Annotated in this window: 23 protein-coding genes and 1 tRNA gene; 11 read left to right on the top strand and 13 right to left on the bottom strand. The window is 71.9% G+C overall.

What is annotated here, in order from left to right; translation table 11 throughout:
• Positions 1 to 19 precede the first annotated feature (19 nt).
• From QE410_RS04440 to QE410_RS04420, 5 genes are all read right to left on the bottom strand, one after another.
• Positions 20 to 928, bottom strand: a complete 909-nt coding sequence (locus QE410_RS04440) for a carbohydrate ABC transporter permease (RefSeq protein WP_307328424.1) — start codon at positions 926 to 928, stop codon at positions 20 to 22.
• Entirely contained in the window at positions 925 to 1,857 is a 933-nt protein-coding gene (locus QE410_RS04435; RefSeq protein WP_307328421.1) for a carbohydrate ABC transporter permease, read from the bottom strand. Before QE410_RS04435 ends, QE410_RS04440 begins: the two co-directional genes overlap by 4 nt.
• Positions 1,858 to 1,859: 2 nt before the next feature.
• A complete protein-coding gene (locus tag QE410_RS04430; protein WP_307328419.1) occupies positions 1,860 to 3,218 on the bottom strand; it encodes an extracellular solute-binding protein in 1,359 nt (452 codons plus the stop codon).
• 137 nt (positions 3,219 to 3,355) lie between these two features.
• On the bottom strand, positions 3,356 to 4,624 hold the full coding sequence (locus QE410_RS04425) for an ROK family protein (RefSeq protein WP_373459318.1): 1,269 nt from the start codon (positions 4,622 to 4,624) through the stop codon (positions 3,356 to 3,358).
• Between the two features lie 231 nt (positions 4,625 to 4,855).
• Entirely contained in the window at positions 4,856 to 5,788 is a 933-nt protein-coding gene (locus tag QE410_RS04420; protein WP_307328413.1) for an ROK family protein, read from the bottom strand.
• A gap of 208 nt (positions 5,789 to 5,996) precedes the next feature.
• On the opposite strand from QE410_RS04420, the gene QE410_RS04415 reads away from it, so the two are divergent.
• The 3 genes from QE410_RS04415 to QE410_RS04405 are packed head-to-tail and all read left to right on the top strand — an operon-like array spanning position 5,997 to position 10,556.
• Positions 5,997 to 7,007, top strand: a complete 1,011-nt coding sequence (locus QE410_RS04415; protein WP_373459360.1) for an AAA family ATPase — start codon at positions 5,997 to 5,999, stop codon at positions 7,005 to 7,007.
• A complete protein-coding gene (locus QE410_RS04410) occupies positions 7,004 to 8,260 on the top strand; it encodes a DUF58 domain-containing protein (RefSeq protein WP_307328407.1) in 1,257 nt (418 codons plus the stop codon). The genes QE410_RS04415 and QE410_RS04410 overlap by 4 nt, the downstream gene beginning before the upstream one ends.
• Positions 8,247 to 10,556, top strand: coding sequence for a DUF3488 and transglutaminase-like domain-containing protein (locus QE410_RS04405; protein WP_307328405.1), 2,310 nt, complete (start codon positions 8,247 to 8,249; stop codon positions 10,554 to 10,556). The genes QE410_RS04410 and QE410_RS04405 overlap by 14 nt, the downstream gene beginning before the upstream one ends.
• A 19-nt stretch (positions 10,557 to 10,575) precedes the next feature.
• Here the strand turns inward: QE410_RS04405 and QE410_RS04400 are convergent, their stop codons facing one another.
• From QE410_RS04400 to QE410_RS04380, 5 genes are all read right to left on the bottom strand, one after another.
• Positions 10,576 to 10,920 carry a hypothetical protein gene (locus tag QE410_RS04400; RefSeq protein WP_307328402.1) on the bottom strand — a complete coding sequence of 115 codons (345 nt, stop codon included), beginning with the start codon at positions 10,918 to 10,920 and terminating at the stop codon, positions 10,576 to 10,578.
• A 144-nt stretch (positions 10,921 to 11,064) separates the two neighbouring features.
• Positions 11,065 to 11,156: transfer RNA gene (locus tag QE410_RS04395), tRNA-Ser, on the bottom strand.
• A gap of 60 nt (positions 11,157 to 11,216) precedes the next feature.
• Positions 11,217 to 11,693, bottom strand: a complete 477-nt coding sequence (locus QE410_RS04390) for an NUDIX hydrolase (RefSeq protein ID WP_307328399.1) — start codon at positions 11,691 to 11,693, stop codon at positions 11,217 to 11,219.
• A gap of 255 nt (positions 11,694 to 11,948) precedes the next feature.
• Positions 11,949 to 12,521, bottom strand: coding sequence for a GNAT family N-acetyltransferase (locus tag QE410_RS04385; RefSeq protein WP_307328396.1), 573 nt, complete (start codon positions 12,519 to 12,521; stop codon positions 11,949 to 11,951).
• Positions 12,518 to 12,889 (bottom strand): MerR family transcriptional regulator, encoded by a 372-nt coding sequence (locus QE410_RS04380; RefSeq protein ID WP_307328393.1) that lies wholly within the window; start codon positions 12,887 to 12,889, stop codon positions 12,518 to 12,520. The genes QE410_RS04385 and QE410_RS04380 overlap by 4 nt, the downstream gene beginning before the upstream one ends.
• Positions 12,890 to 13,004: 115 nt before the next feature.
• Here QE410_RS04380 and QE410_RS04375 point away from each other — a divergent pair, with 115 nt between their 5' ends.
• Positions 13,005 to 14,498, top strand: a complete 1,494-nt coding sequence (locus QE410_RS04375; protein ID WP_307328390.1) for a SulP family inorganic anion transporter — start codon at positions 13,005 to 13,007, stop codon at positions 14,496 to 14,498.
• A gap of 691 nt (positions 14,499 to 15,189) precedes the next feature.
• Here QE410_RS04375 and QE410_RS04370 read toward each other — a convergent pair.
• Entirely contained in the window at positions 15,190 to 16,125 is a 936-nt protein-coding gene (locus tag QE410_RS04370; protein ID WP_307328386.1) for an AraC family transcriptional regulator, read from the bottom strand.
• 416 nt (positions 16,126 to 16,541) lie between these two features.
• On the opposite strand from QE410_RS04370, the gene QE410_RS04365 reads away from it, so the two are divergent.
• Positions 16,542 to 16,904, top strand: coding sequence for a hypothetical protein (locus QE410_RS04365; RefSeq protein ID WP_307328384.1), 363 nt, complete (start codon positions 16,542 to 16,544; stop codon positions 16,902 to 16,904).
• A 111-nt stretch (positions 16,905 to 17,015) separates the two neighbouring features.
• Here QE410_RS04365 and QE410_RS04360 read toward each other — a convergent pair whose 3' ends face one another.
• On the bottom strand, positions 17,016 to 17,468 hold the full coding sequence (locus tag QE410_RS04360; protein ID WP_307328381.1) for a helix-turn-helix domain-containing protein: 453 nt from the start codon (positions 17,466 to 17,468) through the stop codon (positions 17,016 to 17,018).
• Positions 17,469 to 17,743: 275 nt separating this feature from the next.
• Here QE410_RS04360 and QE410_RS04355 point away from each other — a divergent pair, with 275 nt between their 5' ends.
• The 6 genes from QE410_RS04355 to QE410_RS04330 all read left to right on the top strand — a co-directional run bounded on the left by QE410_RS04355 (position 17,744) and on the right by QE410_RS04330 (position 22,258).
• Entirely contained in the window at positions 17,744 to 18,559 is an 816-nt protein-coding gene (locus QE410_RS04355) for a hypothetical protein (RefSeq protein ID WP_307328378.1), read from the top strand.
• Positions 18,537 to 18,950, top strand: a complete 414-nt coding sequence (locus QE410_RS04350) for a phage holin family protein (protein WP_307328374.1) — start codon at positions 18,537 to 18,539, stop codon at positions 18,948 to 18,950. Before QE410_RS04355 ends, QE410_RS04350 begins: the two co-directional genes overlap by 23 nt.
• Positions 18,947 to 19,510, top strand: a complete 564-nt coding sequence (locus QE410_RS04345) for a DUF3618 domain-containing protein (RefSeq protein WP_307328370.1) — start codon at positions 18,947 to 18,949, stop codon at positions 19,508 to 19,510. Before QE410_RS04350 ends, QE410_RS04345 begins: the two co-directional genes overlap by 4 nt.
• Before the next feature lie 285 nt (positions 19,511 to 19,795).
• Positions 19,796 to 20,992, top strand: a complete 1,197-nt coding sequence (locus QE410_RS04340; protein WP_307328367.1) for a glycosyltransferase — start codon at positions 19,796 to 19,798, stop codon at positions 20,990 to 20,992.
• Positions 20,993 to 21,205: 213 nt separating this feature from the next.
• Positions 21,206 to 22,045 (top strand): SDR family oxidoreductase, encoded by an 840-nt coding sequence (locus QE410_RS04335; RefSeq protein ID WP_307328364.1) that lies wholly within the window; start codon positions 21,206 to 21,208, stop codon positions 22,043 to 22,045.
• A 21-nt stretch (positions 22,046 to 22,066) separates the two neighbouring features.
• Positions 22,067 to 22,258, top strand: coding sequence for a DUF2795 domain-containing protein (locus QE410_RS04330; RefSeq protein WP_307328361.1), 192 nt, complete (start codon positions 22,067 to 22,069; stop codon positions 22,256 to 22,258).
• Between the two features lie 487 nt (positions 22,259 to 22,745).
• Here the strand turns inward: QE410_RS04330 and QE410_RS17085 are convergent, their stop codons facing one another.
• Entirely contained in the window at positions 22,746 to 22,892 is a 147-nt protein-coding gene (locus tag QE410_RS17085) for a three-helix bundle dimerization domain-containing protein (protein WP_373459317.1), read from the bottom strand.
• Positions 22,893 to 22,955 lie beyond the last annotated feature (63 nt).

Genomic DNA, 22,955 nt, shown 5'->3' with positions numbered 1-22,955 from the left:
GGAGCTGGCGAGAGGGCGGTCAGCCCTTGACGGCGCCGGCGAGTGCCGACGGGCCGCCGAGGCCGCGCTGCACGAGCACGTACAGGCCGAGGACGGGCAGGGAGTAGACGATCGAGTACGCGGCGAGCTGGCCGTAGGCCACGGCTCCGAACGACCCGAAGAAGTTGAAGATGCTCACGGCCGCCGGCTGATAGTCGGGGCTGAGCAGCAGCACGAAGGGCACGAAGAAGTTCCCCCACGCCTGGATGAAGGTGAAGATGAACACCACCGCGATACCGGGGCGCATGAGCGGGAGAACGATCTGCACGAGCGTGCGCATCGAGCCCGCTCCATCCATCCAGGCGGCGTGCTCGAGCTCGACGGGCACGCCGTCCATGAAGTTCTTCATCATCCAGATCGCGATCGGCAGTGCGCTGGCGGTGAGGAAGAGGATCGTGCCGCCGACGGAGTCGATGAGGTTCAGCTGCACGAACAGGCTGTAGACGGGCACCATGATCGCCGTGATCGGCAGGCACGTGCCGAAGAGCACCGCGTAGAGGAACGGCTTGCCGACCCGCATCTTGTAGCGCGAGAGCGGGTACGCGGCCAGCGAGGCGAGCACGACCGTCGCGACAGCCGTGCCGCCCGCGAGCAGCACGCTGTTCCACAGGGGCAGGAACAGAAGGTCGGGCTTCATCACGGCCGCGAAGTTGTCGAGCCCGACGACCTCGGGCATCTTGATCGCCAGCGTCGGCTGCGCGTCGAGAGAGGCGGTGACCAGCCAGATCAGCGGCACCACGAACAGGATGCCGATGACGATCAGCAGCGTGTTGCTCAGTACCCGCAGGGCACGGGTGCGCGGCGATGAGAGAGACGCCTTCGTGCGCGCCGGCGAGCGCCGTGCGGCGCGGGGGCCGGCGACCTCGGTGAGCGTGGTGGTGGCGGTCATGACGAGACCTCCTCGCGCAGCGCGCGGACGTAGAAGAACGAGAACACCGCACCGATGAGCAGCATGATCGTGGCGATGGCCGTGCCGTAGCCCAGTTCGCCGAATTTCAGACCCTGCTGGTAGGCCAGGATCGGCAGCGTCGTGCTCGCGGTGCCGGGTCCGCCGCCGGTCATGACGAAGATGAGGGTGAAGACCGACAGGGTCTGCAGCGTCACGATCATCGAGTTGGTGCCGATGGTCGAGCGGATCATCGGGATGGTGATGAAGAAGAGGCGCTTGATGCCGCTGGCACCGTCGACCTCGGCGGCCTCGGTGATCTCGGGCGGCACGTCGGCCAGAGCGGCGGAGTAGACCATCATCGAGAACGCCGTTCCGCGCCAGATGTTGGCGAAGATGACCATCAGCACGGGCATGGTGAACAGCCAGCTGACCGGCTGCGCACCGAAGAGGGCGAGGATGGCGTTGAGCGTGCCGTTGTCGCGGAAGAAGGCGTACGCGGCGAAGGCGGCGACGATCTCGGGGAGCACCCACGCCGTGACGACGATGGTGCCGACGACGGCGGTCACGATGCGGTTGCCGGAGCGCATCATGAGCGCGAGGGCGAGCCCGAGCACGTTCTGCCCGATGACGGCGGAGAAGAACACGAACACGATCGTGTTGATGACCGACACCGGGAAGTCGGGGGCCTTGAACAACTGGGTGTAGTTGTCGAAGCCGATGAACTCGCTCGCGACGGCGGTCGAGCCCGACAGGGTCGCGTTGGTGAGGGACCCCCACAGCGACACCAGGATCGGCCCGAGCAGGAACACGGCCAGCAGCAGGGCTGCGGGCAGGAGAGGGAGCGCCCGGGCTGACGACCGGAGGCCGCGCGTCGTGGCGCGCGACCCCCGGCCGGTTCCGGTCGCCCCGGGGGAAGCCAGGGCGGTCACGGTCAGCCCTTCTGGGTGTTCTCTTCGCCCACGATGCCGATGACGGCCTGGTCGTAGGCGGCGGCGGCGTCGGAGACGCTGGACTGGCCGGTCATGACGGCTTCCATGGCGACCTGGATCTGGTTGGAGATCTTGTCGTAGTCCTCGGTCGCGGGACGGAAGTGCGTCGTGTCGACGAAGCTCGAGAAGGTCGCGAAGCTCGGGTTGGCGTCGAGGTACTCGGTGGATTCGGCGACGTCGGCGCGCACGGCGATCTGGCTGTTGTCGATGCCGTACGCGGTGGCGTTGTCCTTGTTGACGGCGGTGGAGAGGAAGTCCCACGCGGCGTCGGCGTTCTTGGTGTTCTTGCCGATGGCGAGGGTCCAGCCGCCCGACATGCTGGTCGTGCCCGGGGCCTGGCCGTCCTGCGTCGGCATGGCGGCGATGCCCAGGGTGTCGTTCCATTCGGCCCACGGGGCGGAGCCGCCGTCGACCCAGGCGGCCGACTGCCACGAGCCGTCGAGCGCCATGGCGAGCTTGCCCGAGGGCAGCCAGTCGGCGGTGACGCTGGTGAAGATGTTGGGGTCGAGCGCCTGCTGCAGCGACGGGCCGAGGCCGCCCTGGTAGACGTCGGAGACGAACTGCAGCGAGTCTTTGAAGCCCTGGCTGCCCACGACCCACTTCTTGCTGTCGGTGTCGTAAAGGGTGTCTTCGGTGCCGTAGAGCAGCATCTCGAGGCCCTGCATGGAGGCGGCCTCGCCGGCGGTCTTGCCGGAGTAGACATTGAGGGGGATGACGTCGGGGTTCGACGCCTTGACCTTCTCAGCGGCCGACAGCACGTCGTCCCAGGTCTTCGGCTGCCACGGCACCGGGATGCCCGCGCCGGCGAAGATCTCCTTGTTGTACCAGAGGCCGCGCGTGTCGGTTCCGAGCGAGACGCCGTAGGTCTTGCCGTCGGCACCGAGGCCGGCCTGCTTGGCCCCCTCGGCGAACTGCGACCAGTCGTCCCACGTCGCGAGGTAGTCGTCGAGGGGCAGCAGGTAGCCGGCAGCCGCGTCGGACTGGATCTTGAAGGTGTCTTCGTACTGGACGTCGGGGGCGGTGCTGGCCGACTTGTTCATCAGCGCGAGCTTCGTGTAGTAGTCGGCGCCCTCGGCCTGAATCGGGACGAGCTCGACGGTCATGCCCTCGTGCGCGGCCTCGTACTGCTTCTTGGCGTTCTCCATGAGCGTCTGCATCGCGTTGAACGTCGCCGTGGTCTGATACGCCACGCGGATGGTCTTTCCGTCGCCCGCGTCGGCGCTGCCGCCGGAGCAGCCGGCCAGAGCCACGGTCAGGGCGGTGGCGGTCAGAAGACCGGTCGCCATCGTCAGTTTCTTCATGGAAGCTCCCTTGCTCGGGTGGAGACACCTCGTCGCCAGGAACTTTTATAAATCAAATGGACTAACTCGGCAAGTCCGCGTCGGCCGCTCTCGGTAACGATCCAGACACGGGCCGCTATGAGCCGCGGAAAACCGCCTCAGAGCGCGATCATCATGCGGGCAGGTCGCGCGGCGAACGCCCCGTCGAGCATCAGACAGGCCGCTCCCACGGCGGCGACATCGGAGGCCACCAGCGAGCGGCGCACGACGATCGCACGGGTGGACGTCGACACCGGGTCGCTGGCGACCCGCTCCGTCACGGTGTCGCCCAAGACCTCGGCGAGACGCTCCCAGACGGGCCCGCCCAGCACCACCTCGTCGACGTCGAGCAGGTTGTTCGTCACCACGAGGGCGCGCGCGATCCGCTCTCCCGCCCGCTCCAACACCTCGACGGCGCGCGGCTGTCCGCTCCGCGCGTCGCCCATCAGCCGGTCGAGGTCGGGCCGCGTGTCATCCGTGTCGGCCGCGTCGTACCCGGCCTCGGCGAGCAGCACCCGCGGCTCGATCGAGACACCGAGGCACCCCCGCGACCCGCACTCGCAGCGGGGCCCGTCGGGGTCGACCACGACGTGCGCGATGCCACCCGCGTTACCGGTGCGACCGCGCACCGGTGCGCCCGCGATGGCCACGCCGAGACCGACGCCGGCGCCGTAGTACAGGAACATCGCGTCGGTCAGGGCGTCGGAGCGGTCGAACCACATCTCGCCCACCATCGCCGCGGTGACGTCCTTCTCGACGATGACGGGAAGTCCCGTCGCCGCCCCGAGGTCTTCGCGCACGTTCACGTTGTGCCACTGCGGCAGCAGCGGAGGATCGAGCAGCCGACCGCCACGCGCGTCGAAAGGGCCGGGAGCGGCGACGCCCACGCCGAGCACGAGGTCGCGCGGGACGCCGGCACGCGCGACGATGGCGTCGACCGCCGCGGCCACGGCGTCCACCAGCTCCGTCGCGGAGGCGTGCGGGGTGCGGGGGATCTCGTCGTGCTCGACGACGTCGCCCGCCATGTCGACCACGACGATGGTGTCGACGACGGGGTCGAGGTGCACGCCGACGGCGAAGCGGGAGCGGGGCTCGAGCTTCAGCAGCGTGCGGGGCTTGCCGGGGCCGGAGATGACCTTGCCCGCTTCGGCGATGAGCCCCTCGTCGGCGAGGCGGCGCGTGACGTTGCTGAGCGTCTGCGCGCTGAGACCCGTGCGGGCCGAGAGCTCGACGCGGCTGAGGCCCTCGGGTGAGCGCCGGATGAGGTCGAGCACCAGCGTCTGGTTGTACTCCCCCACCGCGGGCAGGTTGGATCCCGTACGCATGGCCCCCGCCTTCGTTCGCCGGTCCGCGGCGCGGCCCTCGCTTTCAGAGTACGCCCGCCGCACGCGGGCCCCGGGCCACGGGCGTCTGCGCCCGGGCAGCGGGCACCAGGGTCGTGAGGCGCGCAGGTGCCCGGCCCGGGCGCCCGGAGCCGGAGGGCTCGGGGCGCCGGAGCCGGAGGGCGCAGACGCACCGCCCGCGCCACGGGGCCCGGAGCCGGAGGGCTCGGGGCGCCGGAGCCGGAGGGCGCAGACGCGCCGCTCGGGCCGGCACCCGCGGGCGCACCGGGCCGGAGCTCAGGGCTGCAGAGCCAGCGCCGCCGCTCCCAGCAGCGGGCCGTCGCCGTCGAGGCCGGAGCCGACGATGCGGCACCGCTTGGCGTAGGCGTGCAGCGACGCCGCCTGTGCGGCCTCGCGCACCTGGTCGATGTAGTCGGGCGCCACGTGCGAGAAGCCGCCCGCGATGGCGACGGCTTCGAGGTCGCACAGGGTGGCCGCCGCCGCGATGGCCTGCCCCACCGCCGTGGCCGAGCGGCGGACCGCCGCGATCGCGATCTCGTCGCCGGCCGCGTGCGAGGCGGCGAGGTCGAGGCCCGTCTCGCCCACCCAGCCCTGCGTCTGAGCCCAGGCGACGGTTCCGGGGCCGGCCGCGACCGTTTCGAGGGTGGATGCCACGACAGCGTCGCCCTCGATCGTGCGCACGAACGTCTGGCCCAGGTGTCCCGCGTTGCCGCTGGCGCCCGTGACCGGCCGACCGCCCAGCACGAAACCGCCGCCGACGCCGGTGGACACGACGATGGCCATCGCATCGTCCGCACCCACGAGGGCTCCGCGCCAGTGCTCGGCGAGCGCGATGCACGTGCCGTCGAGGGCGAGGTGGATCGGGCCGTCGACCAGGCCGCCGAGCACGTCGTCGATCGACAGTCCCGCCGCCAGCGGGAGGTTCAGCGGCGAGACCGAGCGCGACGGCAGGTCGACCGGACCCGCGCTGCCGACCCCGATGGCCCCGACGCGCGCATCGGGAGCGGCCGCGAGGGCCGCTTCGGCGGCTTCGCGCACGTTGCGGGCGATCTCGGCACGGTCGGCCGTGCGGCCGGTGGTGCGACGGGAGACGCTCGCGCGGACGACCTCCCCGTCGATCGACACGACGGCCGCATCGACCTTCGTGCCGCCGATGTCGACGGCGAGCACGTGGGTGTGGGCGGGCAGGGACGGGGTGGCATCGGACATGCGCGGGCTCCTCGGGTGGACCAACGCTCCCCGATCCTAGGGGCCGGTGCATCCGCCGAGTGATCTCTGTGGGCCGTCGCAATCCCGCCCTCCCGCTTCCGGCGCGGGTTACGATCAGGTCACGGCGGCGAGGATGCGCCCCGCCGCTCCGCCCCGCGACGCAAGGGATGCCATGGACGAGACGGTCACGCCCGAGGCGGCGACGCGAATGCGTCGAAACGACTCCGCCCCCGCGAGAGGCGTGCTGGACGCCCCGCTCGACGCGGATCGGTTCGCCCGTCTGACCGGCAAGATCCTGGCATCCGTGGGACGGGTGATCGACGGCAAGCCGCACGCGGTGCGCAGCGCCCTGATCGCCCTGCTCGCCGAGGGTCACCTGCTGATCGAAGACGTGCCGGGTGTGGGCAAGACGATGCTCGCGCGGGCGCTGGCGGCCACGATCGACGCCGACGTGCGTCGCATCCAGTTCACTCCCGATCTGCTGCCGGGCGACATCACGGGCGTGTCGGTGTTCAACCCGGTGCAGCGGCACTTCGAGTTCACCCCGGGCGCGGTGTTCGCGCACATCGTCATCGCCGACGAGATCAACCGGTCCTCTCCCAAGACGCAGTCCTCGCTCCTGGAGGCGATGGAGGAACGTCAGGTCACCGTCGACGGCCGCACGCATGTGCTGCCCTCGCCGTTCCTCGTCGTGGCGACCCAGAACCCGTTCGAGATGGAGGGCACGTACGCGCTCCCCGAGGCGCAGCGCGACCGCTTTCTGATGCGCATCTCGATGGGGTATCCGGATGCCGCGGCCGAAGCGCTCATGCTCCGCCAGCGCGACGCGGTGAACCCGCTCGACACCCTCGAGCCGGTGGTCACGGCGCGCGACGTCACCGCCATGATCGCCTGGGCCCGCGGCGTTCACGTGGCCCCCGCGCTCGAGGAGTACGTCGTCGCCCTCGCGCAAGCCACGCGCAGCCACCCCGACATCCGCCTGGGCGCGAGCCCCCGCGCGACCCTGCAGCTCGTGCGGGCCGCGAAGGTGCGCGCCGCCCTCGACGCCCGCTCGTACGTCATTCCCGACGACATCACCGAGCTGCTGGCACCGGTGTTCGCCCACCGCCTCATCGCGAACCGATCCGCCGCGGGCGGGCGTGCCGGAGCCGCCGTCGTGGGCGAGGCGCTCGAGCGCATCGCCGCGAGCGTGCGGGTGCCCCTCGCGTCGCGCCCGTGAGGTCGCTGGTGCGGCGCTGGTGGCCCCTCACCCTGCGGGGGACGGGGGCGCTGCTGCTGGCCGTGGCGGCCTTCGTGATCGCCGAGCACGCCGGCATCCCGGAGTTGCTGTACTTCGCGACGCTGCTCGCGGCGCTGCTGGCCGCCTCGGCGATCGCGCTGCTGCTCACCCGCGGCGCGGGCAGCGTGTCGCGGGTCGTCTCGCCCGAGGTCCCCGAGGTGGGCGGCACGGCCTCGGTGCTCGTGCGCGCGGGGCTGCGAAGCGCCCTGCCCAGTGGTCCCGGCCGGTGGGTCGACGCTCTTCCACCGGGTATCGCGGGCCGCGCCGAGGGCGCGTCGCCGGCCACCGGCTCCACCCTGTCGGGGACCGGGGGCGCCGTGCAGCTGCGTTACGACGTGGTCGGGGTGTCGCGCGGCATCCATTCTCTGGGTCCCCTCGAGGTGACCACGACCGATCCGTTCGGACTGCTGCGGCGGCGTCTCTCGCTGGGCCGGACGACACCGGTCACCGTCGCCCCGGCCATCGTCGACCTCGCCGTGCTCGCGCCCGCCGCGGGCGACGCGGGCGGCAGCCGCCAGACGACGACTTTGCAACTCGGTCAGGGCGCCGACAACCTCGTCGCCCGTCCCTATGCGCCGGGCGATTCGATGCGGCGCATCCACTGGCGGGCCACCGCGCACCGCGACACCCTCATGGTGCGCCAGGAGGAGCAGGAGTCGAGCCCCGCCGCCACCGTCGTGCTCGACCGCGCGCTCTCGCGCTGGTCGCCCCTCGCCGCGCACGCCCCCGGCAGTGACCCGGCGTTCGAGACGGCGGTCACGGCCTGCGTCTCGGCGGTCGCCCGACTCGTGCACGAGGGCTACACCGTCGACGTCGTCGACAGCGACGGAACGCTGCTGATCGACCCGGTCGAGGGCGGCGACGACGGAGAAGCGCGTGCCGCCGCGGCCGGTTTCGCCACGCTGCGCGCCCGCGCCGACGATCCCGCGCGGCGAGTGGTGCCGGCATCCGCCGCCTCCCTCGCCGGCCCCGTGGTCGTCATCACCGGTGCCCTCGAAACCGACGACCGCGCCGCACTGGGCGGCGTTGCCCACCACTCCGCGCTCCCTGTGCTGCTCGTCGTCGGCGAGCACGCCGACCTCTCCGCGCTGCGCGCCGGGGGCTGGCGGGCAGCAGTCCTGCGTCCCGGCGGCGATGTGGCCGCCGCGTGGGACGAGGCGATGGACGAGGGGTACGCCCGTGTCGGCCGCTGACGTGACGGCGCTGCGCACCCCGCGGCGACGGCGCGACGCGACGCTGCTCACCGTCGGACTCTTCGCCGCGATCGCCGCCGCCCTGCTGCCGGTGTTCTCGGTCATCGCGCCCGGTGCGTGGGTGGCGGGGGCGGTCTTCACCACCGCCGCGGTGCTGGGGGCGGGCCTGCTGGTTCGCGCGAGCCGACTGCCCGCCGTCTTCGCGACCATCGCCGAGATCGCGGTGGGCGTCGTGGTGCTGACGGCGATCTTCGGGCGGTCCTCGGCGATCCTGGGGGTGATCCCCACCCCGGCGACCTTCGCGTCGCTGCCGGGGCTGCTGAACGCAGCATCCGAGGAGATCCGCACCGGTGTCGCACCGGTCGCGGCGCAGACGGGACTGTCGTTCCTGTTGGTGGCCGCCGTCGCGGGCCTCGCGGTGGTGCTCGACCACGTGGTGCTGACGGCGCGGATGCCGCTGTTGGCCGGCGTCGGCCTCGTCGCCGTGTCGCTGATTCCGACCATCGCCATCCCCTCCGAGATCGACATCGTCGGCTTCGTGCTGCTGGCGGCGGCGCTGTTGTTCCTCCTCCGCGTCGACACGCGCGCGCGCACCGCGCCCTCCTCCCGGGCCTCCGCACGCGCCGGATCGCCGGGAGTGCGCGGCGTGTCGGCGACCGCGCTCGGGGTCGCCGCGGTGGCGGTGATCGTGGCGGTGGTCGCCACCCCGCTCCTCCCCCAGCCCGGGCTCCGCTTCGCCACCGGCGGCACGGGCGGCGTCGGCACGACCATCAACCCCAACCTCGAGCTCGGCAACGACCTCCGCCAGCCGCGCGAGGTCGACGTGCTGAGCGTACGCACCACCGCTCCGACCGCCCCCTACCTGCGGGCGGTCACCCTGTCGCGTTTCGACGGCTCCATCTGGCAGCCCGACAGCTCCGACACCGTTCCCGTCCCGGCGGAGGGCGCGGTGTTCGAGCCCGTCGCCGTTGACGGCGACATCACGGTCGCCGACTACACGACCACGGTGACCGTGGATCAGCTCGACAGTCCCTGGCTGCCGGTGCCCTACCCGGCCTCGACCGTGACGGGCCTGGACGGGGATTGGCTCGGGATGCCGCAGAACCGCACGGTCGTCACCCGCGCCGGGTCGACCCGCGAACAGGTGTACGAGGTGCAGGCCGAGGTGCCGCGCCCGACGCTGGAGCAGATACGCTCCCGCGCGGCGGGAGGGGCGGACCTGGATCCCACCCTGACGAGCCTGCCCGGCGATGTGCCGGCGATCATCGGCGACACCGCCCGTGAGGTGACCGCGGGTGCGCAGTCGCCCTACGACCAGCTTGCGGCGCTGCAGACGTGGTTCCGCAGCAGCCAGTTCCGCTATTCGCTCGACGCCCCCGTCGATTCGGGCTTCGACGGCGCGGGACTGGATGCCGTCGCCGACTTCCTGCAGGTGCGCGCGGGGTATTGCGTGCACTACGCCTCGGCCTTCGCCGTGATGGCGCGCTCGCTGGGCCTGCCGGCCCGCATCGTCATCGGCTACCTCCCCGGCACCGCGACCAGCAGCTCACCGGAGGACGGCAGCGAGTACACGGTGACATCCAGCCAGTTGCACGCGTGGCCCGAGGTGTCGTTCGAGGGCATCGGGTGGGTGCCGTTCGAGCCGACCAACAGCCTGGGCGTGCCGACGAACTTCGCCTCGGGCTCGGGGTCGGGCGGCTCGACCACGCCCGACACCCCGGAACAGGATGCCGCCGCCCCCGAGGATGCCCCCTCGACGGCGCCGTCGCAGGCCGCGCGGCCCGACATCGACGCGCAGAACGGCCCCGGGGTCGCCACAGGCACGCGGGCCTCCACCTCGTGGGTCGCGCCCTCGCTGTTCGGTGCGGCGCTGCTCGTGCTGCTGATCGTGCCGTCGGTCGTGCGCGTGCTGCGCCGGAGCCGCCGTCTGAGGGCCGCCCGCGCGGGGGATGCGGTCGCCGCGTGGCGCGCGTTGCAGGACGAGGCGGTGGACCTCGGCATCCCGGCATCCGGAGCGGAGTCGCCGCGTGCCTTCGCGGCGCGCCTCGTCTCCGATCACGGCGTCGACGCCGACGACATCACGCTGCTCGGTGCGGCCGTGGAGCGCGTCAGCTACGCGGAGGATGCCATCGACCCCGCGAGCGGTCCCGCTCTGGCGGGGGCGGTGGAGCGCATCCGCTCGCGATTGCGGGCGGGGGTGTCGCCGGGTCGCCGCCTGATCGCGGGGCTGTTCCCCCGCTCGCTCATTGTGCGGCCGGGAGCGGTCGAGACGGAACGCGAGACCGTCGGCAGCTGACCCGTGGCGGCGGGCGGCCTCAGCCCACGGCGAAGCCGGGGAGCCCGGTCACCAGCGCATACGCGAGGAACGGCGCGACGACCAGCACGAGAACGCCGCACGTCGCCGCACCCCTCCACGCCGATCGCCGCAGCGCGACGCACACGGTCAGAACGAATGCCGCAGCGATCACGATCGAGGCGACCAGACCGGTTCCGACGCGGAACTCGGCGCGGCAGTTCGTCGGTGCCGGGTACACCGCGGGGCAGACGAGTGGTCCCGAAGGCACGGCGATGCCCCAGATGAGCAGCACGGATACGAGAGCGAGCGCACCCGCCACGGCGACGACGCCGAGGCGGGATGTCGGGCGATCGAACGCGTTCATGCCGTCACGCTATCGGGGCGGGCAGCGTCTGGCCGGACACCGTCTGGCCGGACACCGTCTGGCCGGACACCGTCTGGCCGGACACCGTCTGGCCGGGCACGACGAAGAAGCCCCCGGCGAGCGATCGCTCACCGGGGGCTGTTCTGGCGGAAGTGACAGGATTTGAACCTGCGAGGCGAGTTACCCCGCCTACATGGATTCCAGCCATGCTCCTTAGGCCGCTCGGACACACTTCCAACAGGAAAGCTTACACGGCACCGGAGCCCTCCCCCGCCGTCGTCCGGGCTGCGCCGGTGTCACACGCGATCCGACCCGTCGAGGCCGGCGACGATCTCCCGCACGTCCTCGGGGTCGAACACGTCGTGCGACGCCGCGAGCTCTGCGGGCGTGAACCACCGTACGTCCACGATGTCGTCCTGCTCGCTCTCGGTCCACGCCTCGCGGGCGATCTCGAACCGCGGGACGCGCACGACGAAGTACACCGCCGTGCGGCGCTCGTACTCCTCCGCCGGAGGAAGCGCGATGTCGCGGAACGCGACCGGTCGACCCACGGCATCCACTCGCAGGCCCGTCTCCTCGAAGAGTTCGCGAACGGCCGCCGTCGCGGCATCCTCACCCGGTTCGATGCCCCCGCCCACCGTCAGCCAGCGCGCAGGCCGCACCCGCCGACCCCAGTGCTGCTTCATCAGCAGCAGCGCGCCGTCTTCGTCGAAGACCAGGATGCGGGCCGTGGTGCGGGTCTTCGGCTCGTCCGTCGTCGTGTGCTCGCTCACGTCGGCAGTCTTCCAGAGTGCGCGCCGGGATACGCCGCTGACCGCACGGATGCCGTAAACAGCGCACGACGGGAGGAGGACCGGCGAGCGGAGGACCGCGCCGCGCCCCGGCATCCTCCCCCGGCGGGTTCTCCTCCCGACGCCGCCCACCGCGCCGCTGACACGAGGGAGGATCAGCGACCGGAGGACCGCGCCGCGCCCCGGCATCCTCCCCCCGGCGGATTCTCCTCCCGACGCCGAGCGCGGTCCGGGCGCTCAGCGCAGGCGTGCCTCGAGCCCCGCACGCACGTTCGGCCACTCCTCCCGCAGGATCGAGAAGTAGAGGGTGTCGCCGATCGAGCCGTCCGACGCGATCCGGTGGTGGCGCAGCCGCCCCTCGGGCGTGGCACCGAGGCGCTCGATCGCCCGGGCGCTGCGGGTGTTCCGCGCGTCGCAGCGCAGCGCCACGCGGTTCAGCCCCCACTGCTCGAACGCGTGCCGCAGCAACAGCAGCTTGGTCGCGGGGTTGGTCCGACCGCCCTGGAAGGCGCGGCCGTACCAGGTCGTGCCGATCTCGACCCGGCCCTGCGTCGGCGCATACTCGTAGAACGTCGTCGATCCACGGATGCCGAGGGTGTCGGCATCCCGCACCATGAACGCGAACATCCCCGGCGTCGCCTGCTGCTGTGCGATGCGCGCGGCGTACGCCGCGACCGATTCGGGCCAGGGCGTCGTCATCCCCGCCCACAGGCTCGCGTCGGTCAGGGCCCAGGCAGCGGCGGCGTCGTCGGGCACGGCGGGGGTGAGCAGGATGCCATGGCCCTCGAGCGCGAGGTCGTGGGCGGTCATCGTGCCTCGAGCTGCGCGACGAACTCGTCGGCCGCGTCGAGCTTGCGGCGAAGGTCGTCGCGGCGCGTCGACGCCTCGTCGCGGATGTCGGCCAGTCGCGCGGCGAGCGCCGCATCGGCGGGATCGGCGTCGAGACCGTCGACGACCGCGAGCAACTCGCCCATCTGCTCCAGCGAGTACCCCAGCGGTTTCATGCGGCGGATGAGCAGGAGCCGCGACTCGTCGTCGGCGGTGTAGAGACGGAAGCCGCCGTCGCTGCGCGCCGACGGCCGGAGCAGTCCGATCTCGTCGTAGTGACGGAGCGTGCGGATCGACAGGCCGGTGCGCTCGGCGAGCTCGCCGATCTGCATGGGTCGCTGGGCGGTCATGGCATCCCCCGTTCCGCAACCCTCTCGTTACGGTAGAGTCTCTCTGGGTCGCGATCGCGACACCCCCATTCTTCCCCGCGTCGACGCGGGGCCCCTCCCCCTCCCGGAGCGTCTCATGACCGACGTCCTCGCGCGCCCGCGCCCCGAACCCACCGTGCTCCAGGCCCTGCGCTCACCGCGCCTGCTCACCCGTGAGGCACTTGCCGGTCTCGTGGTGGCCATCGCGCTCATCCCCGAGGCCATCGCGTTCTCGATCATCGCCGGCGTCGATCCCCGCCTGGGCTTGTTCTCGTCGTTCGTGATGGCCGTCGCCATCGCCTTCCTCGGCGGGCGCCCCGCCATGATCTCCGCCGCGACCGGGGCGATCGCGCTGGTCATCGCGCCCGTCGCGCGCGAGCACGGCGTCGACTACCTGCTCGCGACGGTGATCCTCGGTGGCATCCTTCAGGTGGTCCTCGGTCTGCTCGGCGTCGCCAAGCTCATGCGGTACATCCCGCGCAGCGTCATGGTCGGGTTCGTGAACGCGCTGGCGATCCTCATCTTCACGGCGCAGGTGCCACAGCTCATCGACGTGCCGTGGGCGGTCTATCCGATCGCCGCGGCGGGGCTGCTGATCATGTACCTTCTCCCCCGCGTCACCAGAGCCGTGCCGGCGCCCCTCGTCGCGATCGTGCTGCTCACGGGTGCGGCGGTGGTGTTCGGCATCTCGGTGCCGACGGTCGGCGACCAGGGCGCCCTGCCCGAGAGCCTGCCCGCGCTGCTCCTTCCCGGCGTGCCGTTCTCGCTCGACACGCTCGGGATCATCTTCCCGTTCGCGGTGGCGATGGCGATCGTGGGACTGCTCGAGTCGCTCATGACCGCAGCCCTCGTCGACGACATCACCGACACCCCGTCATCCAAGACGCGGGAATCGCTCGGTCAGGGCGCCGCGAACGTACTGTCGGGGCTGTTCGGCGGCATGGGCGGCTGCGCGATGATCGGGCAGACGATGATCAACGTGAAGGCCTCGGGGGCCCGCACGCGGATCTCGACCTTCCTCGCCGGTGTCTTCCTGCTCGTGCTCGTGCTCGCGTTCGGCGACGTCGTGGCGATCATCCCGATGGCGGTGCTCGTCGCGGTGATGATCGTCGTGTCGGTCGCGACCTTCGACTGGCACAGCATCCGTCCCTCGACCCTGCGCCGGATGCCGGTGAGCGAGACCGTCGTGATGGTGCTGACGGTGGCGGTCACCGTGTGGACGCACAACCTCGCGATCGGTGTCGGCGTGGGCGTGATCGCCGCCGCCGTGCTGTTCGCGCGCCGCGTCGCTTCGCTGACGAGCGTGACCCGCACCGTCGAGGGCGAGACGGCGCGCTACGTCGTGGAGGGCGAGCTGTTCTTCGCCTCGAGCAACGACCTCACGACGAAGTTCGCCTACCACCGCGACCCCGCGCGCGTGGTGATCGACCTCTCGCGCTCGCACGTGTGGGACGCCTCGACCGTCGCGGCCCTGGATGCCGTGCAGACGAAATACGCGCACCTCGGCACCGTCGTGGAGCTCGAGGGAATGAACGACGCCGCCCGGCGCTTCCACGGCCGGCTCACCGGCGGGCTCGGCGCGGGTCACTGACGGCATCCCCCGCGCGTGCGGATCGTGCGGATCGGGCGGCGCGGTCGGGGCGGGCGGCGCGTGACGAGCGGAGGATCTGGGGCGAAAGGCGGACGCCACGGCGGAATTCGTCCTCCGCCCGCCCCCACTCCTCCTTTCGGCGCGACGCGCGAGTCAGCGGGCGCGGGTCAGGGCGCGGCCGCCACCGCCCGCACTGCACATCACGCCGCGACCAGACCCCGCCCCTCGCACCGCCGGATACACTCGCGCGCCCCACAACCGTGACAAGCGGAGGATTCGGGGCGAAAGGAGGATGCCACGGCGGAATTCATCCTCCGCCCGCCCCCACTCCTCCCTTCGGCACGACGCGCGGGTCACCGAGCGCGGGTCAAGGCGCGGCCGCCACCGCCCGCCCTGCACATCACGCCGCGACCAGACCCCGCCCCTCGCACCGCCGGATACGCTCGCGCATCCCGCAACCGTGACGAGCGGAGGATATGGGGCGAAAGGAGGATGCCACGGCGGAATTCGTCCTCCGCCCGCCCCCACTCCTCCCTTCAGCACAAAGCGGGGGTCACCGCCCGCTCGTCACCCCGCGAAGTCACCGCCCCCTCGTCACCCCGCGAGGGTCACCGCCCACGCATCCCCGCGAGGGTCACCGCCCACAGGGGCACCCCGCGAAGTCACCGCCCACAGGGTCACCGCCCGCGCGTCAGGAGCGCAGCGTCGTCGACGGCGTCTCGCCGAACTCACCGCGGTACATCGCGGCGAAACGACCGAGGTTCGAGAAGCCCCAGCGGGCGGCGATCGCGGCCACGGTCTCCACCGACGGGTCGGCGCTGCGCAGCTCGGCGCGAGCGGCGTCCAGGCGCACCCGGCGCAGGTACTGCATCGGGGTGCGACCGGTCGCAGCGCGGAACGCGTACTGCAGACCACGCGGCGAGAGCCGCGCCGCCTGAGCGATGTCGGCCAACACCACGGGCTCGGCGGCGTGCGCCTCGACATAGGCCTTGGCCCGGCGCACCGGTGCGGGCAGCGGACGCGACGGCCGACCCGCCGCCAGCGCGTCGGTGAACGTGGTGGGGAAGGCCAGGAGCGAGGCTTCCAGCATGAGGGTGCGCGCCTGCTGTTCGATGATCGGGGTGCGTTCAGGCGAACGCAGCAGAACGTCGCGGGCGTACTCCCACGTGCGCGTCCAGTATCGAAGGCGCTGCTCGCTCACCGGGGCGTAGCCGGTCGCCCGCACGCGCAAGGTGTCATCGCCCGAGAGACGGCGCGCCGCCTCGTCGAAATCGGAGCGCGCGAACGACACCGCGGTGGCGGCGATGCGCCCCGTGAAGGCGATCTCGAGGGGGCGGTCGACGACCATGAACGGCACGGCGGTGTCGATGCGTTCGCGCCGATACGTGCCCGCCACGCGAGGTCCCGCGATCCGACCGACCACGACCTGGTCGAGCGGGTCGGATTCGACGAGCATGGTGGAGCCCATCGTGTAATCGCAGAACCCGAAGCCGGGCTCCGACGCCGCGTGCCAGGCGAGTGCGGGCTGGATCGCCTCGGCGCGACTGATACGCGCCCCCGGCACGATCGTCTGCCAGAGGTGCTCGACGGTCTCCGCGTCTCGCGTTTCGATGTTGGTGTGCTCCACGCGTGTTTCCTAAATCGTCCGAGAATGTGCGGCAAGGCCATTGCATCGTTTGCGCGGAGAGGGTATGGGAACGCTCTCATGCAATCGACGCAACGGCCGGCGATCGACACCGATGCCCCCGCACCCGCACTCCACCGTAACCTTTGCGCTGGCTACGGTGTGTATTCGCGGCGCACAGCCGCGTGACGCCACTCGCTGTCCGCCGCACGCACTCCCCGAGTACCGCCGTTGCATTCCCCGCCCAGGCGGGTCAGCATGTCCTGGCAGCCCGGCTGCATCGACCGGACGGCTGTCGTTCCCCGGCACACCCGGTCGGACATCGTCTCGGCGCGGTGCTCGTGACCCCGCGTCGAGACGCCCGTCCGACAGTCATAATGAGGGGGGCCGCCTTTCGCGCCCGTATCGAGAGGAAGCCCATGCCGTTTCGCACGATGACGACGCTGCAGGCGTGGGTCGATGATTTCCGTGAGCTCGGTTACGACGATGCGGAAATACTCCGCGTCATTCCTCAGGACAGCGACGACGACGAAGACGCGGACGCCGGATTGGTCGCCGCGCGGCTGCGCAGCGTGTCGACCACCTTCTACATCGCACCCGGTGCGCAAGAGGGATCCACGGAGTGGGCAGTCACATTCGAACCGCGCGAAGACGCCGCTCCTCTCCCCGCCGGGCGGGTGATGGCGCTGTCGGGCGAACTCGCGACCCTGGCGGCGCTCTGCTCGTTCCTGCAGGCGCGCTCGGAGGCGTTCCTCGCCAGCGCGCCAGACACCGTCGACTGACCCGATCCGGCGTTCGCACGCGCACGGTCACGTCAGCGGCATCCTCGCGACCGCCCCAACGGCCTGCAGCCGAATACGCGGCCGGCATCGCCGGTCGTGAAGACCCGCGTCTCAGCCCGCGACGGTTCCGATGATGCGCTCGAGCGTCTCGGCCGTCCGCCGCGCCTCCGTGGGATCGATGGTCGCGATCGCTGCCTCGATACCGGCGTCGAACGCGCGCAGCGCGGACCAGGGCGGCACGTCGAGGTCGACGGTCGCGGTGATGTGGTTCACGCGCCGGTCGACGTCGTCGAGATCACGACGAACCGCACCCCGTTGCACGAGACGATCGATCAATGTCGTCACGCCGGCCGACGTGATGCCGAGATGATCCCGCACGTGCGACGGACGAGCCCCCGGGTTCTCCGCCACGAAAAGCAGCGCGCGCGCATCGAGCTCGTTGAGCGACAGCGCGCGACGCGCCTCGGCCGCGGCGTTGCGCCGAGCCTCCCCGTAGGCGAGCAGGGCACGCCCCAGTGCCGACCCGGCGACGGGCGGCGAGGTGGTCTCGGAAGAGGTAGGCACGACCCCCGATCGTACCCAGTTCCGCGAGGTGGACGCGCAGGTTGCATTCCGGGGGCGGCATCGCGCACGCCCCCGCACCCCCTTCGGGTCCTGGCGGACAAGTCCGCAACGGATGACCCGCGCCTCACCGGACGACGGCGATTCAGCCGCTGGCCGGAACGCGCCGCCGCCCGGACGGGTCGCGCGTTGCATGTGCCCGGAGGCGGCGCAAGGCCCGCGGCGAAGGAGCCGTCGCGCGCCTAGACCGGAGTCCCTCAGACACGGAAGGAGCGACCATGTCGCAGTTCAACATGTCGAACGACGAGGACACCGGCGCATCCGGTAAGGCCCAGACCGCAACGCACGAAGCGTCGGAAGTCACCCGCACCGCGGGTGAGGCCGCACGCGGAGTCGCCCAGACGGGAGCACACGAAGCGGCCGCCGTCGCCGGTGAGGCGAAAGCCCGACTCGGCGACGTGGTGGCGCAGTCGGGCAGGGAGCTGTCGGACCACGCCGCCACCCAGCAGCGTCGGCTCGCCGACGGTCTGGGATCGATGGGCACCGACCTCTCGCGCATGGCCGAGGCCGACGAGAACGGCGGAATGGCAGGCGAGCTCGTGCGGCGCGCGGCGGGACACCTGTCGACCGTCGGCACCTGGCTCGGCGACCGCGATCCCCAGCAGCTCTTGCAGGAGGTCACGACCTTCGCGCGACGGCGCCCCGGCACCTTCATCGCCGTCGCCGCCATCGCGGGGGTCGTGGTGGGGCGGTTGAGCCGCGCGATCGCCGCCGGCGCGGCATCCGGAACCTCGTCGTCGAGTGGATCGGACTCCCTGGGTGGTCCTCGCTTCGCGCAGGCCGACGCGGCGGCCCGCACGGCCGGTGATGCGCCGCCCCTGCCGAGCGGGGTGGGCACTGTGCCCGCCGGGGTCGCCACGAGCACGCCGGCCTTCGCGGACACCGCTCCCGACGGCGTCGTCGGTGCGGACATCGACGACACGGGGCTGACCACCGGTGTCGACGGCGGCGACCCGCCCCTGTACACCGAATCGGCAGCCCGACTCGAGGGCACCCGTGAGGAGGGATCGCATGACCGACCCGACACCGTCTGAGCGCCGCGCCGCGACCACGTCGCTCGGCGAGCTCGTCGGCGAGGTCACGCGCGACATGTCGACGCTGATGCGTCAGGAGCTCGCCCTCGCCAAGGCCGAGGTCAAGGAGTCTGCGTCGCAGTCGGCCAAGGGCGCGGGCCTGCTCGGCGGGGCGGGATACGCCGCCGGCATGGCCGTGCTGTTCCTGTCGATCGCACTGTGGGCAGCCCTCGCGCTGCTCGTGGGCGAGGCGTGGTCGGCCGTGATCGTCGCCGTGATCTGGGCCGTGATCGGCGGCATCCTGTTCGCGGTCGGTCGCACCCAGTTGAAGAAAGTGCAGGGCGCGCCGCAGACCGCCGCGACCCTGCAGGAGATCCCGGAAGCATTCACCAGGAACGAGGAGAACCGATGACCGATTCACCGGAAGCCATCCGCGCCGACATCGAGCGCACGCGCGCCGAACTGGGGTCCGACGTGGACGCCCTGGCCGACAAGGTGACGCCCGCGAAGATCGTGGAACGGCAGAAGAGCAAGGTGCACGCCGCCGTGGGGCGCGTGCGGGACCGCGTCATGGGTGCCGCCGACGACACGGGCTCGGCGGCATCCGATCTCGCCCACCACGCCGGCGACGCCGCGCATCACGCGACGGAGAAGGTCAAAGGCAATCCCCTCGCCGTGGGTCTGGTCGCCTTCGGAGCGGGGCTCGTGCTGGCGTCGCTGATTCCCCCCACCCGCGCGGAGCGCGACGCGGCGGCGAAGGCGAAGGACAAGGCGCAACCGCTCGTCGAGGGCGCCAAGGATGTCGCGCGCGAGATCGCCGACGACCTGAAAGAGCCGGTGCAGGACGCCGCGGCCGCCGTGAAGGACCGGGCGACCGAAGCCGTCGCGCACGTGAAGGACGAGTCCACCGACGCGGCCTCCACCGTGCGGGACCGCGCGCAGGACGCAGGGAGCACCGTCCGCGACGCGTGAGGGGGCGCCGCGGGGCGGAGCACCGGGCTCGCTCCGTCCCGCGGCTCACGCGCGCAGCACCGCCGCACCCCGCGCCTGACCCGTCCCATCCCGCCGGCGCGTCGACTCCACCCCCTGAGTCGGCGCGTCGGTTTCTGCGTTCCGGGGTCGGTCCGCGAAACGGGTCGCCCGTGCGCTCGCGTTCACTCGATGGTCGTCCGGGCGTAACCCACGACCCCGGGTCGAGCCTCCAGCATGGGACGACCGCGACCGCGATGTCCGATCCCCACCCCCGGAGGCGCCCCGATGACCCGACCCGTTCGCGTGCTGTCGCTGTACGAAGGCTTCTTCGCCGGAGGTGCGCGCATCCTCCACTCCGACGTCGTCGCGGGGCTCGCCCGCGGCGGCGCGCAGCGGCACCGCGTGCTCTCGCTCACCTCGGCGGCGCGCCGCGACGCGTCGCTGCAGTTCGCCCGAGACGACGCCCGGTTCCGCCGGTTGCGGACGGCGGGCGTCAGCATCGACACCTTCGACCGGGTCGCCGGCGACCGCCCCCTGGCCCCCGAGGATTTCACGCTCGAAGAGCTGACCCGTGCGGCGGCTCTGTTCGCCGAGGCCGACGTCATCCTCTCTCTCAAGGAGCAGCCCCTGAGCCTCGTCGTCGCCCTGGAGCGCGCGGGCCTGCTGCCCGACCGGCCGATCGCCGCGTGTCTGCACCGCTCCGACCCCACGCACTCCGGTCCCGCCCTCGGCTGGCTGTGCGACACGGCTGCGTCCGGCGCCCTGACGGCGACGATCGCGTGCGCCGACTCGACGTGTCTCGCCTACGCCCGCGCGGGGGTCGCCGCCGAGAACTCGTGGGTGATCGACAACGGCATCGACACCAGACGCTTCCGCCCGGGCACGCGCGCGGAGCGCGGGCGGATCCGCGCCGATCTCGGCATCCCCGAGGCCGCCGATGTGATCATGCTCGCCGCGCGGTTCGACGCGATGAAGGACCCGGGCCTTTTCCTCCGCTCCGTGGCGCGGCACGCCCGCCGCTCCCCCGGGGCGCACTACGTCGTCTGCGGAGCCGGGATGACACCCGACAACCCCGCCTTCCTCACCCTGCGGGCCGAGAGCGGGGTGGATGCCGCCGTGCCGCTGCACGCCCTGGGCCTGCGCGAAGACATGCCCGCGCTGTACCGCGCGGCCGATGTCGTCGCGCTCACGAGCGCGTTCGGGGAGGCCTCCCCCCTCTGTCTCGCCGAGGGTGCGGCATCCGGAGCCGTCCCGGTGACCACCGACGTCGGCGACGCCGCACGCGTGGTGCGGGGATTCGGCCTGGTCACCCCGCGCAACGCGGATGCCATCGGTGCGGCGTGGGACGACGCGCTGGATCGCCGAGCGGCTCTGCGCGCGGCCGCGCTCGACGCGCGCGCCCGGCTCGACCGTCGCCGCATGATCGACGACTACCGCGATGCCATCGCGGGACTGCTGATGCCCCGCGCCCTCGCGGCCTGAGCGGGCGGAGCCGTCGGCGGGTCCGCGGCCCCAGCGTGCAGACCCGCCGGCGGGGCCGCGCCTCCCTCGCGGCCCGAGCGGGCAGACCCGCCGGCGGGTCCGCGGCCCCAGCGTGCAGACCCGCCGGCGGGGGCCGCGGCTGTCAACCCTCGTGCGCGATCCGCCTCGGCCGGGTGGGGTGGTGAGCCCGACCCCGACCACGAGGAGGCAGAGATGTCACAGCCCGCCCAGCAGCAAGAGGTGCCCGGCTCCGACCACGAGATGGACCCGCGACCCGACTACGGCGCCGAGACCTACCGCGGCTCCGGACGGCTCGAGGGAAAGGTCGCGCTCATCACCGGCGGCGACAGCGGCATCGGCAAGGCCGTCGCCCTCGCCTACGCCCGCGAGGGCGCGGATGTCGCCATCGCGTACCTGAACGAGCACGAGGATGCCGAGGAGGCCCGGCGTTTCGTCGAGGACGCCGGCCGGCGCGTCATCCTGCTTCCCGGTGACGTCTCCGACCCCGCGCACTGCCGCGACCTGGTCGCGCAGACCGTGCAGCATCTCGGCAAGCTCGACGTCCTCGTCATCAACGCCGCGTTCCAGATGAGTCACGACACCCTCGAGGAGATCGAGGACAGCGAGTGGGACTACACCTGGGCGACGAACGTCAGCGCCTATTTCCACCTGGTCAAGGCCGCGCTCCCGCACCTGAAGGCGGGCGCGTCGATCATCGCGTCGAGCTCGGTGAACTCCGACATGCCGTCGCCGCAGCTGCTGCCGTACGCCGCGACCAAAGCGGCGATCGCCAACATGACGGCCTCTCTCGCGCAGCTGTTGGCGGAGCGCGGCATCCGGGCCAACAGCGTCGCGCCGGGGCCGGTGTGGACACCCCTGATCCCGGCGACGATGCCGCCGGAGAAGGTCGAGAGCTTCGGCGAGCAGGTGCCGATGGGCCGTCCCGGGCAGCCCGCCGAGCTCGCCCCCGTGTACGTGCTGCTCGCCTCCGACGAAGCCAGCTACGTCTCGGGCGCCCGCGTCGCCGTCACCGGCGGCAAGCCCATCCTCTGACCCCTACCGAAGGAGAACACCGTGGCCGAACTGCCCGACGCCATCGAACTGCAGAAGTACCTCGCCGGAGTCGACTACCCCGTCGGCCGGCACGAACTCATCGGCATCGCCGAAGACAACGGCGCGCCCGAGGAACTGCTCGCGCGTCTTCGCGAGGCGAAGGCCGACGAATTCGACAGCCCGACCGAGGTCAGCAGCGCGCTGCGCGACTGACTCCCCGCGCACGAGCGCCGCCCGACGCACAGCCGGGCGGCGCTTCGTCGTCGCAGCCCAGCTCGTCGGCATCCATGCGGCGATGGCGATCACGACGATCACCAGCAGCGCCACCGCCGCCTGTACGCACATCAGCACGGCGAAGATGTAGCCCTGGTACGAACTCCGGCGCCCGGTGAGGCCGTTCGCGAGCAGCGCGGCGAAGATTGCCACCTGGAACGCGATGCCGATCCACGCCCACGCGGCGACGATGGGGATCGAGAAGGCGAACAGCACGATCGAGATCAGAGCGAGAAACCCGGATGCCAGGAGCCAGACCTTGCGGTTCGGGTTCTGCACGGCGTTCTGATTCGTCACGCGAGTGGGGTCGGCGTTGCGGGGGCCCGTCATGGCGGTGTCCTTTCGCGGGGGGAGCGCCACCGTAGGCCCGCGCGGACGGCCCGTCCGAGCGGGTTGACAGGTGACGATCGCGCGAGGCGCCGCCGCGTCAGCCGTGTGCACGTTTGAGCCGCGCACGCGCCTCCCGCTCGATGAACAGGGGAACGAAGTCGGTGACCCTCGCGCTCGGGAACCGCGCCTGTGCGGCCGCGACCGCAGCGCGGACGGCGTCGGGAGACGTTCCCCGCGGCACCATAGACGCCGGATACGCGGCGCGCCATCCCCGCGCCCGGTGTCGGATGCCGTGCCTACAGTGGGG

Source organism: Microbacterium sp. SORGH_AS_1204 (assembly GCF_030818935.1).
In the GTDB taxonomy this organism is placed as follows: Bacteria; Actinomycetota; Actinomycetes; order Actinomycetales; family Microbacteriaceae; genus Microbacterium.
The sequence above is the reverse complement of the archived record's forward strand: the minus strand, read 5'-3'. Positions and strand labels throughout refer to the sequence as shown.

Bases quoted from the DNA above. Each gene is read 5' to 3' on its own strand.
- QE410_RS04400 (WP_307328402.1), bottom strand. From the start codon at position 10,920: ATGAACGCGTTCGATCGCCCGACATCCCGCCTCGGCGTCGTCGCCGTG.
- QE410_RS04365 (WP_307328384.1), top strand. From the start codon at position 16,542: ATGCCGTTTCGCACGATGACGACGCTGCAGGCGTGGGTCGATGATTTC.
- QE410_RS04350 (WP_307328374.1), top strand. From the start codon at position 18,537: ATGACCGACCCGACACCGTCTGAGCGCCGCGCCGCGACCACGTCGCTC.
- QE410_RS04335 (WP_307328364.1), top strand. From the start codon at position 21,206: ATGTCACAGCCCGCCCAGCAGCAAGAGGTGCCCGGCTCCGACCACGAG.
- QE410_RS04430 (WP_307328419.1), bottom strand. From the start codon at position 3,218: ATGAAGAAACTGACGATGGCGACCGGTCTTCTGACCGCCACCGCCCTG.
- QE410_RS04375 (WP_307328390.1), top strand. From the start codon at position 13,005: ATGACCGACGTCCTCGCGCGCCCGCGCCCCGAACCCACCGTGCTCCAG.
- QE410_RS17085 (WP_373459317.1), bottom strand. From the start codon at position 22,892: ATGGTGCCGCGGGGAACGTCTCCCGACGCCGTCCGCGCTGCGGTCGCG.
- QE410_RS04340 (WP_307328367.1), top strand. From the start codon at position 19,796: ATGACCCGACCCGTTCGCGTGCTGTCGCTGTACGAAGGCTTCTTCGCC.
- QE410_RS04380 (WP_307328393.1), bottom strand. From the start codon at position 12,889: ATGACCGCCCAGCGACCCATGCAGATCGGCGAGCTCGCCGAGCGCACC.
- QE410_RS04345 (WP_307328370.1), top strand. From the start codon at position 18,947: ATGACCGATTCACCGGAAGCCATCCGCGCCGACATCGAGCGCACGCGC.
- QE410_RS04440 (WP_307328424.1), bottom strand. From the start codon at position 928: ATGACCGCCACCACCACGCTCACCGAGGTCGCCGGCCCCCGCGCCGCA.
- QE410_RS04420 (WP_307328413.1), bottom strand. From the start codon at position 5,788: ATGTCCGATGCCACCCCGTCCCTGCCCGCCCACACCCACGTGCTCGCC.
- QE410_RS04385 (WP_307328396.1), bottom strand. From the start codon at position 12,521: ATGACCGCCCACGACCTCGCGCTCGAGGGCCATGGCATCCTGCTCACC.
- QE410_RS04415 (WP_373459360.1), top strand. From the start codon at position 5,997: ATGCGTCGAAACGACTCCGCCCCCGCGAGAGGCGTGCTGGACGCCCCG.
- QE410_RS04355 (WP_307328378.1), top strand. From the start codon at position 17,744: ATGTCGCAGTTCAACATGTCGAACGACGAGGACACCGGCGCATCCGGT.